Below are 12,337 nucleotides of genomic sequence, written 5' to 3'. Positions count from 1 at the left end.
ATCTGACGCCGGCCTGTGGTGCACAGGACGATCAGTTGGGGGAAAACGCCGCCTCAGGCTGGGCGAACGCAGAGAATTGCCCTCAGCCGTGGCCTCTGGGTGTCGGCGCTCGGGGCGACGAGCAGACGTAGAGACTGCAGGGGGTGCTGAATGAGGCATGACGACGCCTACCACTGGCCGCCGGAGCTGCTGGAACTCATGATCGAAACCGTGCCACGCCTCATTCGGAGCAAGGAAGGCGTGATCACCTTCCTCCGAGGAGCAGGTGTTAGCGAGCAGCTGCTGGCACCGCACCAGGCACTGCTGGCGAGTGAGCCAGCTAGGGTCAACAAGTTCAAGATCGTTCGATCGGTACTGGGCCACCTCAACGAGCAAGGTGACACCGCACTTGGGGTTCGCCGGGCCCTCCTGAAGCGCGTGACGGAGTTCGAGAACTTCTCATCCTGCTGGCCCGAAGACCAGCTGAAGGCGGAAGGCCTGGTAGCGCAAATCCGCAGGGTGGTGAACACCAAGGACTCCTTCACGAGGATGCAGCACGAGCGCGACACAGAGCGCCAGGACCGCTTGGCGACCCAGCAGGCCGAAAGACAGAAGGCCGCGGCCCGCCGCGATCGGTTCAGCAACCTAAGGAATCGGCTCGCTGCCCTGTTCAAGGAGGAAGACCCGTACGCCCGAGGTGCCGGACTCGAAGTACTCCTGAACGACCTGTTCGCGACCGACGGGGTCTCGATCCGAGACGCGTTCGCGATCAGGGACGAGGAGGGCGTGACCCATGAGCAGATCGACGGCGTGATTGAGATCGACGGCAAGCAGTACATCGTGGAAGTGAAGTGGTGGGGCAAGCCCGTAGACATCGAACCGATGAGCCGCCAGCTTGTTCGCATCATGAGTCGAGCTGAGGCACGTGGCCTGTTCATCTCCGCTTCAGGTTTTACGAAGCCAGCAGTTGCGGCCTGCAGGGACTTCTTGACCCATCGCGTTGTGATGCTGGGTGAACTCCGGGAAGTCGCCCTCCTGCTCGAACGGGAAGCGGACATCGCCAACTGGGTTCGGGAGAAGGCCCGGCAAGCAACCATCGAGCGGCTCCCTTTGGCGCTGTTGGGAGCTGACTTCTGAACGAGGGCCGCGGAGACCGTCACGCTCACTGACGAACCGACCACAAAGCCGGCCTGACCGCGCTTCACACCACGGCGCTTGGGCGTGTAAGTAGCTTGACGACTGTGGCGGCTTTATGATGCGCGGGCGGCATGACACGAACGCCGCCCGCCGCCGTCTAGGGCACTCCACGCTGCCCGATACCCAGTTCGGCCAAGGCTCCTCCGGATCACACCGGGATGGGCCCGTGCGCAAACCCATTGCCCGGACACTGCCCACGCGGCTGACCTGGGCGGAGCGTGGCCGTCTGGAGAAGCACATGACGAAGAGTGGCTCGAACGCGAAGAAGCAGCGAATCCGCGCTCACGCACACCACACTGGCCTGACCTATCGCGAGGCTGCCCGCACCATGGACAGCGCGGACCTCGAACGTGAGGCAAGGATCGCGAAGATGCGCGAGTGGGCTCACCGGCCCGAGGCCCTCGCCGACGAGCGGGGCTGGTACCTCAGGCACCTATTCGAAGAAGGTGACCACCTTCCCGAGTACGTGAAGGCCTGTCTCTACGTGCTTCTCGATCGGCTCGGTACCGGCAAGTACATCGACCCGTGCGGCGTGCAGTGCACTCTCAACGACCTTGTAGCTGCGACCGGTCTGGCCATCCGGACTGTGGAGGAGGGCCTCAACGTTGCCCGGGCTCACGGATGGGTGCACTTCACCGCGGCCCATGAGTACGAACTCCGTGTGCCGAGCGAGCAGATTGGCATGTACGAGTCCTTCCTGAGCAAGGTTTCGGATCCAGTGCGTGATCGCTCTGCTTACCATTGGCTCCAAGAACGCATCGCGCGGAGCCGCCACAACACCGAGGAATAACCCAAGGGCTCGGCCCCTCGTGGACCAATGCGGCTGTCCGGAGTCTCCGGCCTCGGTATGTCCGCCGACGGGACCGACGTCCGTCGCACGGCCCGCCCGACCGTAGGCAGGGGAGCGAAAAGCTGGCCGACGTCTTGGCACCGCTACCGATCCCTGGGGTCACATGGCGGTCGCTATGCCGACCGCCATGCCGGACTGATCCCGTCGGACCGGAGCTCCGGAGGGCGCAGCCTTCGAGCTCCGGTCAGGCGGGGATCAGAGCGCGGGTTCGTACACGACGGTGGTCGTCGGGCAGTCCTCGGCCAGCCCGAGAAGAGCCTGCCGCTCGGACTCGTCGACGGCCAAGTCCCAACGCAGCTTCGTGCCGACCCAGGTCGCCGCGTACGTGCAGTGGTAGGAGCCGTCCGAGGGCAGCCATTCGGCCGGATCCTTGTCGCTCTTGCTCCGGTTGGAGGCGGCGGACACCGCGATCAGTGTGTCCGGGGAGCCCTGGTCGTTCGCGTACGCCTCCCTCCGTGCCGCCGGCCATGGCGTCTGCTCGGAGTCGTAGACCTCGGCGAGCGGAACGAAGTGGTCGACATCGAGCCGGGCCGCGTCCGTCACCAGGAGGTTGTCGTAGGCGGAGCGCCAGGATCCGCCGGTCAGCTTGCAGCCGGCCGCGACCGCGGGTCCCTCGACGGCTTCGGCGAGGATGACCTCCTTGCGGGTGTCGCAGCCGTCCCCGCTGTTGAGCCCGCGGTTCCAGTGCTTGTACAGGTCCCGCTTGTAGCCCTCGCGATGCTCGACGGCCACAGGGAGCCGGTCGATCGCCTCGAACAGCGGCAACGGAGCCCGTACCCCGGCTGGGCCAGCCACACCGGCGGCCGCCGACGCCACCGCGGGGGCGGGAGCGGAGTGCGCGGCCGGAGCCGCGAGGAGGGGGAGGGTGCAGAGGGCGAGCGCGGGCAGACCGCGCAGCATCAGGTTCTTGATCACACGGGCGGGTCTAGCGGCCCCGACCCCCGCCCCGACAGGCCCTCGGCGGACAACTCACTCGTGCGGGCGGCCGGATTCACCGCAGAAACGCCCCTGCGCCCGCCGTCTCATCAGGGTCGAGGTAGCCTCCCTCACCGGCACCCCGGCTGATGTCCGCGTGGACGAGAACCTGCACCTCGTCCTCGCCCGGGGTTCGCCGGAGCCGGCACGGTCCGCTGGACAGGAACAGGGTGGAGATCCGGTGGGCCGCTTCGAGCGCGGCCTTCTCGTGTCCCCGGATCTCGATGATGATCACGCTCTCGTCGCTCATGACCGGGGAACCCTTATCCCGGTCGGCCGGTTTCGCACACGAGGAAGCTCCACCCCATCGAGTGCCGCCGAAGGGCGCCCGCTGCGTTGCCGGGACACGACGTGCGGGCAGATCAGGGGGTCAGCTGTCGTTGTTGTCGCCCTGCTGGGTACGGCTAGCCCAGGCGGCGAGCGAAAGAGCAACGACTGTCGAGGCAACACCGGCGATGTCTCCCACGGACGCCAGAACGTCCTTCGCGGTGTCGTTGTCCTGAACCACGACGGCCAGCATGAGACACAACGAGATCCCGACGGCGCCCATGAAAGCCAGGAACAACCTCTGCTGCTCCGCCAGCGGTAGGTACTGGACCTGTTCCTGGAACGCGGCGGCTGATGCCTCCAGTTCCGCCGCCGTCTCCGTCGGCACGTTCGCCGGCGGTTCGGTCGGAGGTTCACGGATGAGTTCATCCATCCAGTCGCTGGTGTAGAGCGTCTGCACCTGCTGGGTGAACCAGTCCCGCCGTTCAGTGACAGCCAGGATCGAAGACAGGCTGCCTTGCAGCCATGACAGGTCGTGGATTGTCGACGTGACGTCTGCGAGGGCTGTGAGTGCTGGTGAGGCGGCCGCCCAGTCGATGTTGTCGTGGAGTGTGGACGTGACGTCTGCGAGGGCTGTGAGTGCTGGTGACGCGGCCGTCCAGTCGATGTTGTTGTTGAGCGCGGACCTGGTGCTTGCGAGGGCCGTAAGCACGGGAGACATGGCTGCCACCATCGCAGGCAGGTGTATCTGCACCCTGGCGGCATCCGTAACTGCCCGTGCTGATGCTTGAACCGATTCCAGGACTTCCGGGGGCAGACGAACCGCCTCGGACGGATCAGGCAGGTTCCGAAGCTGATTCAAGTGCCCTGTATCCAGGTCGACCGGCAGATTGACGTCTGAGGCATCCATAGCCGAACCCTGCCAGATGGCTGTGACACACCGCTGCCTGACCTTCAAGTTGGAGGCCTGGCAGGTCTCGCCAACTCGGCGAAGGGGCGTTAGGGCTGGTCGGTGTGCGGCGGTTGTGGGTGGCCGTCTTCTCCTACGGTGGTTTCGTCGTCGATCAGCCCGTAGGGGGGCTGATCCTCGTTGCGGCTGTATCGCACGACGACGTTGTCTTCCACGAGCGTGGGCGGGCTGTTGTCGACGATGATCAGCTGGGCACCGGCCCCCTCTTCGGCCAGCCAGTCGGTCAGATGCCGGTAGAAGTCGTCGATGGCGATCGCGTCCGCGATCACCGCGTCCCGGGTGCCGCTGTGGCCGAGGTTCTTCTGCGGGCTGTCGATCATGAGGAAGCCGGGGTGGGCGGCCGACGTTTCGACGGCCACCTCGAAGACGGCCAGCTGCCAGGCCAGGGCCAGGAGCGTCCGGGCACCGGATGATGCCTCGCGGTAGGAGTCGCCGCGCACGTACGGAACCAGGTTCGTGTCGATCATCGGCTGGCTGAGTTTCGGGTAGCGCCACTGCCGCAGCAGCTCGCTGTACCGACCGCTGATACGGCCGACGACCAGGTCCCGGTCCTGCGCGGCATCCCCCAACCGATCGAGTTCCTCCCGCAGACGCTCGATCTGCGCCTCCTGCCGCTTCACCAGGGCAGCTCGCTTCTCCAGGCCCGCCTGAAGCTTCGTCGCGTTCTCGGCGTGCTGGAGATTACGGAGGACTTCCTCACGCCGGCGCTGGAGGTGGTCGCGAGCGGCGAGGAACGGGGTGACGGAGGGCGACGTGGCTTCGTCCACCGCTGCCGCGGCCCGTTCTTCGTCGATGGCTGCATCTTCCGCCCGGAGCTTCAGCGCGGCGAGCGAAGCGTCCAGGCCCTCAACGTAGGCAGTGATCTCCTTCAATCGGGCTTTGGTGGCCCTGATCTCGGCTGCGACATCCAGCTGCCGTTCATCCGACACCTGCTGGGCGTCGGCGGTGCCGAGCGTCAGGTGCCCGTCGCCGTGGGGCAGCTCGTGGCTGCACAGACTGCACGAGCCGTTCTCCACCGACGGGGGAGCGGGCAGCCGGTTCAGGCACGCGGGGCAGGTCATGACGCTCAGGGGGTCGAACAGGAGCTGCGCTTCGGCCAGCATGTTGAGCTTGACCAGGTCATCCGCGTATTGCGCCCGCAGCGGCATCATGCGGGCGAGTTGCGTTTCGCAGTCCCGCACGACGCCGGCGGCTCGCCGGGCGAGCTGGGCCGCTTGCTGGTGATCGCGGCGCAGACGCCCGGCGAAGGTGGTACCAGCGTGCGCAGCCTCATCAAGGACCCTTAGCTCCTCGGTCAGCTCCCGCAGCTCGCCTTCGTACTGCTCAGCGACCAGCGAGCCGACTGCGGGAACGTCCTGCTCGTCGACGAACGCCCGTGCTGAGGCGAGTTCGGAGCGTGCCTGGGTGAGCCGGGCACCCAGTTCCTTGATGCGTTGCCCAAGCTCGACGGCACGGTCGTCGTGAACGCCGAAGACGACGTCGACCACCTGCTTCAGCTTGTGCTTCTTCATGTACTCGTTCTCGAACAGGAAGTTCTTGGAGGCGATGCGCTCGTTGGGCAGGAACGCGAGGTTCATGAGGTCACGGAAGCTCAGGGGGTCGGTCCGGGACTCGCGGCTGGAGGGGGCCTCCCGCAGCTGGACGCCTTCGAGCTTGCAGTGCCCCAGCAGGAGAGCGGAGAGGCTCTCGGGCGATCCCGCCGGATCGATGAGCCTGCTCTCCGGCTTGGACAGCGGCGGGCTGTCCAGCGTTCCCCGGCGCACGTAGGCGACCTTCGACGGCTCCCCGACGGGCCGCTCGATGACGTGGGGTTCGCCGGACAGCTCGACTTCCAGAAGGCAGGAACGGACCTTCCGCAGCACCTCTGGATGCCGTGGATGGCGCTTCCCTCCGAGGCCGTAGGCGATGAACTCCAACACCGCGGTCTTGCCCGAGCTGAACGCCCCGGCGACCACGGACAGGTCCCGCACCCGCTGGTCCCGCGTGAAGTCGACTTCGTAGTTCCGGCTGACGCCTGCAAGGCGCAGGCGCCGGATCCGGATGCCAGGCAGAGGCTGCATCGTGGTCACCCCTCCCAGGGCATGTCAGGTGCCTGCGGGCCCGCGCCCAGCACGCTGAGGAGCGCGGCACCGGGCCCGCCCTCTCCGTCCGGCCGTAGCCACCGTGCGGTCTGCTCCCGCAGCGCCTTGTCGGTCAGCTTGCGAAGGCGACGTACAACGATGGATGCCGCAGTGGTGAACGACGCGGCGTAGGTGGCTGTGAAGCGCTCCCCGAGCTCCCGGCCGCGGTCGCTGATCGAGTAGGCGAAGGCGCCGTTGCGGTTGTGGACCTCGCAGCATCCGTAAGCCACGAGCAGCGCTAGGTCGTGCTGGATGCGCTCGCGTCGACTGGTGAAACGCTGCGAGGAGGAAGCGTAGGAGAGCACCTGCGGATCGAACCCGGCCAGCCTGAGCACGTTCCCGTCGCGGCCGTCGGAATCGACGACGAGAAAGGGATTCGCCGACAGGAAGTCGTAGTAGCCGATGCGCTCCAGGCTCGCTCCCTTCGCGTCCTGCCCGGCGACGGCGTCGAGAAGCAACAGCAGCTGCGCCAGCCGGAAGGTGACCTCGTCCTCCGGCATCATCACCGGCCGGTGTGCTTCCACAGCGAACTCCTCATAGGTCTGACAGGACAGGCGACGGCAGCGGTCAGCCGTCGGAGTACTCGGCGGCGACCTGCCGCCAGTGCTTGACCCAGCCCGCCTTGCGGTTATCCACCAGCCGGTGCACCAGCCCCCAGCTATGCACCAGCTCCAGGCGGAGCGACTTCGGTAGTTTGTCGTGCTCGTTGCGCACATCCCGCCAGACACGGGGGTGCAGAGTCGCGATCGTGCCCTCGGCCGCGCACTCGTTGAACTGCATCTCCCAGAGACCGTGGAGCGTCGCATCGGCGGAACTGAGCGCCGCCACCTCCGCCGGAACATCCTTATGCGCGATCTCCCGGGCCACCAGATCGGCATTGAAGAACTGCCTCTTGGCAGAGTCCAGCTCCACGTGGCCGGCCTCGGTCATCTGCCGAATGAACAAGGCGGACCCAAGCGCGGCCGCCTTGTCGTCCTCGACTTCGAGAACCAGCCGAAGCTGCTCCACGGCGGCGGGGGCTGCCTGAGCGTAGGTCTCGTAGAAGCCGCGACGCACGTCGTCGCCCTCAGGGCTGAGCAGCTTCTTGCGCAGGGCGGTCTCGTCCCAGAGCTGGATGACGAGGCTGTGTTCCTTCTCCTTCGCCTTCGTCCACGTGTCCCACCACGCCGTCATGGGGCCGTCCATGCTGGAGGGGATGCACACGATCCAGCTGGCGATGGTGTGGCCGTTCTTGACGGCCGCCTTCAGCACGTTTTCGAGCGAGTCTTTGACCTGCTGCATGTGCTTCTTGGTGGTGACCGGCATGAAGTACTTGGACTGCCACACCGTGATCGCTCCGCCGAGGTTTCCGGCGAAGGCGTCGATACCCCAGTCGCCCGGGTTCGCAGCTATGGACCGTACGCCCGGGGTCGTCGCGCCGGCCAGCTGAACGATCATCGTTTCGAAATCGTCGCGGGCCCCGCCGGGGCTTCCCCCGCGAACAGCGTGCACGTCGAAGCTGATCGGCTGGACACCCGTCGGCACGGCTATCGAGTCAGGCACAGCCCACCCCCCATGCGCCGTTGAACCGCACACAGGATGTTCCCCGTGCGTCACACACCGTATCGGCGGAGCCTATCCAACGGTCACTCATCTGATCAAGAAGAGGAACGCACCAGCATCTCAATTGGGATTGCCGCGCAGCACGGCAATCGCGCGGAACCTGCGGGCCACGGTCCAGACCTGCGGGTCGTCTTGGCGAGAGGGCTGCCGCCCTCTCGCGCTCTCCCGCACCACCCCGCCGTGATCGTGAAGTGGTAAGGCGCCAAAGTTGCGTGCGGCAGGAAGGAACGGTGGTGGCGGAGCTTCAGACGGGGGTGGTCGTCGCTTCTTTGTGGGTTGGTGGGGTGGGGGTTGGGGTGGTGGTGTGGGGGTGCGGCGGCGTGGTGGTGGTGTGGCGTGCAGCGGCGGCGCGGCGGCGGGTGGCGTGGTGGCGGCGGTGGGGGTGTCGGGGTGGGGTGTGGGGTCGTTGGTGGGGGTGATGCCCGGTGTCGGCGCGCCTGGTTTCCCGGCTCGCGGGCGCACGGTCCTGCACCATTTTTCAGGCATTAGAAATTGGCAGCCAGTTAGTACGTAATGGGGGCAGTAAGCCCCCGGGACGCCGGAAAGCCGGTAGCGGCTGGCACGGAATTGTGAGGGGCCTTGGGTGGCAGTCGGCGCGGACGGGAATACGGGTGGGCGGCGTCGTGAACGCCAGGCTGGTGAACCACGGAAGAAGCGCTTCTACGTGTCCTTCAGCGACACCGAACTGGCCGTCGTGCGCACCGCTGCGGAACGCGAGGGGATGGCGTCGGCGGCCTGGGCGGGGCGCCAGGTGATGGCGGTCGCACAGCACGTGCTGGTGCCGGTCTCCCGGGACGCCGGGGACGTACTGCGGGAGCTGATCCAGGCCCGGGTCCACCTGCGGGAGATCGTCGCCGCGCTCCGCGCCGTGGCCGCCGCCGGCCCGCCGGTGGCCGACCTTCCGGAGTCGGCCGCGACCGTGGTGGAGGAGACGCTGAAGGCGGTGGCCCGCCTCGACGCGGCGACGGTCCAGGTGATGCGGGAGAGGCGCCCACGGTCGTGATGCCGAAGAAGGCGGAGACGGGTTCGACGACGATCGACCTCCTGGACTACCTCTTCGGTCCGGGCGAGCGCGACGAGCACGTCGACCCCCACCTCGTCGCCGCCTGCAACCCGGACCTGCCGTGCCCCGCCCGTACCCCGGCCCGTATGACGCTCGCCGACCTGGCGCTCCTCCTGGACGCCCCCGTCGAAGCACTGCGCGGACCGAAGCCGATCGAGCACGTGTGGCACATCTCGGTCCGCAATCACGCCGACGACCGCGTGCTGTCGGACGCGGAATGGAGCGAGGTCGCCGCCGCCATGGTGCACGCCGCGGGCATGGCCGAGCACGGTGATGAGCAGGCCTGCCGGTGGATCGCCGTACGGCACGCGGACGACCACATCCACATCCTGGCGACCCTCGCCCGCCAGGACGGCCGGCACCCCCGCGTACGCGGCGACATCCTCAACATGCACACCGCCGCCCGCGTCTTCGAAGCCCGCTGGGGCCTCACCCCGATGTCGCCCCTGGACCGCACCGCGCGCCGCCGCCCCGTCACCGGCGAGGCCGAGAAGGCCGCCCGCCGCGGCCTGACGGAGACCGCCCGGGAGTCCCTGCAGCGCACCGTCCGCCAGGCCGCCGCCCTCGCCCACGGCGACACCGACTTCCTCGACCGGCTCCGCGACGCCGGGCTGCGCGTGCGCGAACGCCTGGGCGACGACGGCGCCCTCGTCGGGTACTCGGTCGCGCTGCCCGGGGACCGGGCCGACGGCGGCAGCCGGCCCGTCTGGTTCGCCGGATCGACGCTCGCCTACGACCTGTCCCTGCCCCGTGTCCGCGAACGCTTCACCCCGCTCGTCACCGAGGCCGACTGGGCGCTGGCCGAACACCGGATCCGTGAAGCATCCGTACTCCTGGGCCGCGCCGGGCAGGACGAAGGCGCCGGGGATGTCGCCGCCCTCGGTGGCCTCCTGGCCGTCGCCGCCGCCCACTCCCCGGCCCACGTCCGGATCCGCGTCCAGGCAGCGGCCGACGCCTTCGAGCAAGCCGCCCGCGCCCCCGGCGCCCGCAACCTGGAGGGCCGCGCCCGTGCCGGATGGCGCGCCTCGACCCGGGCCTTGGAGCGGGCCCCCCGCGCCGCACGCGGGGGCGGCGCCGCGGTCGTCCTCACGCTGCTCCTCGCGCTCGTGGAGGCGGTGGAGGCCGCCGCCGCGTGGCACCGGGCGCAGGCCTTCCGCGCGCAGGCGAAGGCCGCATCCGAGGCGGCCGTCCTGCTGCGGGAGGCAGCCGGCCTGACCGGCGCCCCGCCTCCGGGCATCAAGCCGCGTACCGGTCGGGTGGTGCGTACGCCGGGCCGTGGCCTGCCGACCACCACACCCGTTACCGGTGTACCGGTCCGGCCGCGCCCGGATCCCGGACGGCCGGGCCCGTCCCGTACGCGCTGACCCCTGACCGAGGGAGCTCTTGCCGATGACGTACCCGCCCCAGCCCGAGCCGTTCTCCGAAGCGCTCGGGGAGGCCGCGCAGACGGCCGCGATGGCCTACCGGCTGATGATGACCATCACCGACGCGGTCCGCCGCGCCACCCAGAAACGGATCACGGGCAAGGAGGAGGAACTCAGCGAGGACGCGGAGAAGATGGCCCCGGGCTGGTCGGCCGACCAGCTGCGCGGCGTCATCGGTGACGACATCCTGGCCGAGCTGATGCAGGGCGCGGACTGGCCGGTGATGGCCCGCCAGCTCGTCGGCCTCCAGCAGGCCGGCGTCGACCTCGGCACGTTCCTGCCGCAGATGGGCCGCATGACCGCCGCAGTCCACCAGGCCGTCGTGGCCAACGCGGCCCGGACGAAGGCGGAGGGCACCGACCAGTGGGCAAACCTCCTCAAGGCGACGATGCCCGAGGGCCTGGTGCGCGACGCGATCCTCGCCTCCCCGGCCTGGCCGGACATCGCGGCCGCGATGGGCCAGCTCGACGCCAAGGGCATCGACGTCGCCCGCATCCTCCTCGACGCGCACGCCGCCGGAGCGGGCGTCGACCAGGCCGTCGCCGCCGTCACCACCGCGGCCGCCGCCAAAGCACCCGCCCCCGCCCCGGCCACCCCGGCAACCCCGGCGCCCACCGCCGCCCCCGCGCCCGCCCCCGCTGCTCCCGGTGCTGTAGCGCCGCCGGCCCGGGACGCGCTGGCCTCGCGCATGGGCAGCTCCGGCGACCCGTGGGGCGCGCCTCCGGCGGGACGCGTACCCGCACCCGCACCTGCACCCGCACCCGCTCCAGCCCCGGCTCCGGGCACCGCGCCCGCCCCCACCCCCGCTGCTGCACCGGTGCGGGAGGCCGCCGACCCGTGGGCGCCACCCGCGAGTACGGACGCGAAGCGCTCCTGGGGCCCGCTGACCGAGGGCCTGGCCGCGCCCAGGGACCTGGACCTCGGCGACCGCACGAAGGCGCTGGAGCAGCTCGGCGTCAACCGGCTCGCGCACGCCGCGATCGTCGGCGTCGTCAAGGACGTCCTCCCCGAGACGCAGGCGGGTCTCCTGGTCGGATCCCGCCAGTGGCCCCTGCTGGCCCACCGCATGGACCAGATCCGCGACCAGGGCGGCACCGGTCTCCTCGCCGCGCACCTGACCCGCCTCCAGGCCGATACCGGCTGGAAGGACGGCCCCACCTCCACCACGGCCGGACGGTTCGTGGACGCGACCCTGCGCTCCCTGACGACACCGCCCTCCGCCCCGGCCGCGCCCGGGTCCCGCGTGAGGGTTTCCCCGGCGGCGGCCCGTTCCCGCTCCACCACCCCGGCTGCCGCGGCCCCCGCACAGCCGGCCCCGACGGAGGCCGTCGTCCCCGCGCACCGGCAGCAGGCCGCACCGGCCAGGAGCGCGGGGCGTAAGCGGTGACGGCGAAGGCTCCCGCACCCGGACGGCAGGGCTTGCGGGTGTGGAGGGAGCGGGTACGGGCGGCCTGGACGCTGTCGGATCGGGACCGGATCGCTGTCGAGGGCCTGTTCCTGACCGGCCTGCTGTTCGCGGCCGCCTGGCGGGCAGGCCACCTCGGCATGGCGCAGGCGGACTTCGTCCTGTCGGTCCCGGCCGGCACGGCGGGCGTCGCCACCTTGTACCGGGGTGCCGTCCACCAGCCGCAGTCCGCCCCGCCTGCGGCCGGGCCTCTGGTGGCGCCCTCGGAAGAAGTCCAGCGGCACGCCGCCCGCGTAGCGGGCACCGCCCCCGGCGCCTGACCGGTGAGGGAGTGGCACCCCGGCGGGGGCATCCGCTGCGCGGAGCTGACGCAAACCCGGGAATGGGCGGCCCCGTAGCGGCGGTGCCCCGTGCCCGCGTCGGCTAGGCCGCCGCCCGCCGCCCGCCGCCCGCCGCCCGCCGCCCGCCGCCCGCCGCCCGCCGCC

The 12,337-nt window shown here is 69.6% G+C and carries 12 protein-coding genes; 6 read left to right on the top strand and 6 right to left on the bottom strand.

Going from position 1 to position 12,337, the window contains the following annotated elements:
• Positions 1–150: 150 nt before the first annotated feature.
• The gene (locus tag ACFWU6_RS15495; protein WP_383981339.1) at positions 151–1,116 is read left to right on the top strand and encodes a restriction endonuclease; all 966 of its coding nucleotides are present in this window, start codon (positions 151–153) and stop codon (positions 1,114–1,116) included.
• Positions 1,117–1,342: 226 nt separating this feature from the next.
• A complete protein-coding gene (locus tag ACFWU6_RS15490; protein WP_383981337.1) occupies positions 1,343–1,966 on the top strand; it encodes a hypothetical protein in 624 nt (207 codons plus the stop codon).
• Between the two features lie 255 nt (positions 1,967–2,221).
• Here ACFWU6_RS15490 and ACFWU6_RS15485 read toward each other — a convergent pair whose 3' ends face one another.
• The 6 genes from ACFWU6_RS15485 to ACFWU6_RS15460 all read right to left on the bottom strand — a co-directional run bounded on the left by ACFWU6_RS15485 (position 2,222) and on the right by ACFWU6_RS15460 (position 7,900).
• Positions 2,222–2,926 carry an HNH endonuclease family protein gene (locus tag ACFWU6_RS15485; RefSeq protein WP_383981459.1) on the bottom strand — a complete coding sequence of 235 codons (705 nt, stop codon included), beginning with the start codon at positions 2,924–2,926 and terminating at the stop codon, positions 2,222–2,224.
• A 91-nt stretch (positions 2,927–3,017) separates the two neighbouring features.
• Positions 3,018–3,251 (bottom strand): hypothetical protein, encoded by a 234-nt coding sequence (locus ACFWU6_RS15480; RefSeq protein WP_383981336.1) that lies wholly within the window; start codon positions 3,249–3,251, stop codon positions 3,018–3,020.
• Between the two features lie 120 nt (positions 3,252–3,371).
• On the bottom strand, positions 3,372–4,178 hold the full coding sequence (locus ACFWU6_RS15475; protein WP_383981334.1) for a hypothetical protein: 807 nt from the start codon (positions 4,176–4,178) through the stop codon (positions 3,372–3,374).
• 89 nt (positions 4,179–4,267) lie between these two features.
• Positions 4,268–6,298 carry a DNA recombination protein RecN gene (locus ACFWU6_RS15470; RefSeq protein ID WP_383981457.1) on the bottom strand — a complete coding sequence of 677 codons (2,031 nt, stop codon included), beginning with the start codon at positions 6,296–6,298 and terminating at the stop codon, positions 4,268–4,270.
• Between the two features lie 5 nt (positions 6,299–6,303).
• A complete protein-coding gene (locus tag ACFWU6_RS15465) occupies positions 6,304–6,882 on the bottom strand; it encodes an ABC-three component system middle component 2 (RefSeq protein WP_383981332.1) in 579 nt (192 codons plus the stop codon).
• A 43-nt stretch (positions 6,883–6,925) separates the two neighbouring features.
• On the bottom strand, positions 6,926–7,900 hold the full coding sequence (locus tag ACFWU6_RS15460) for a serine/threonine protein kinase (RefSeq protein WP_383981331.1): 975 nt from the start codon (positions 7,898–7,900) through the stop codon (positions 6,926–6,928).
• A gap of 724 nt (positions 7,901–8,624) precedes the next feature.
• Between ACFWU6_RS15460 and ACFWU6_RS15455 the strand changes: the two genes are divergently transcribed.
• The 4 genes from ACFWU6_RS15455 to ACFWU6_RS15440 are packed head-to-tail and all read left to right on the top strand — an operon-like array spanning position 8,625 to position 12,172.
• On the top strand, positions 8,625–8,963 hold the full coding sequence (locus ACFWU6_RS15455) for a hypothetical protein (RefSeq protein ID WP_383981329.1): 339 nt from the start codon (positions 8,625–8,627) through the stop codon (positions 8,961–8,963).
• Positions 8,960–10,387: a mobilization protein gene (locus tag ACFWU6_RS15450; RefSeq protein ID WP_383981327.1), complete on the top strand. Its 1,428-nt coding sequence runs from the start codon at positions 8,960–8,962 to the stop codon at positions 10,385–10,387. The genes ACFWU6_RS15455 and ACFWU6_RS15450 overlap by 4 nt, the downstream gene beginning before the upstream one ends.
• A 25-nt stretch (positions 10,388–10,412) precedes the next feature.
• Complete coding sequence (locus ACFWU6_RS15445) at positions 10,413–11,834, top strand: hypothetical protein (protein ID WP_383981325.1); 1,422 nt, start codon at positions 10,413–10,415, stop codon at positions 11,832–11,834.
• Positions 11,831–12,172: a hypothetical protein gene (locus tag ACFWU6_RS15440; RefSeq protein WP_383981323.1), complete on the top strand. Its 342-nt coding sequence runs from the start codon at positions 11,831–11,833 to the stop codon at positions 12,170–12,172. The genes ACFWU6_RS15445 and ACFWU6_RS15440 overlap by 4 nt, the downstream gene beginning before the upstream one ends.
• Positions 12,173–12,337: the final 165 nt, after the last annotated feature.

Source organism: Streptomyces sp. NPDC058674 (assembly GCF_042716505.1).
Taxonomy (GTDB): Bacteria; Actinomycetota; Actinomycetes; order Streptomycetales; family Streptomycetaceae; genus Streptomyces.
This window is presented reverse-complemented; position numbering and strand designations above follow the sequence as displayed.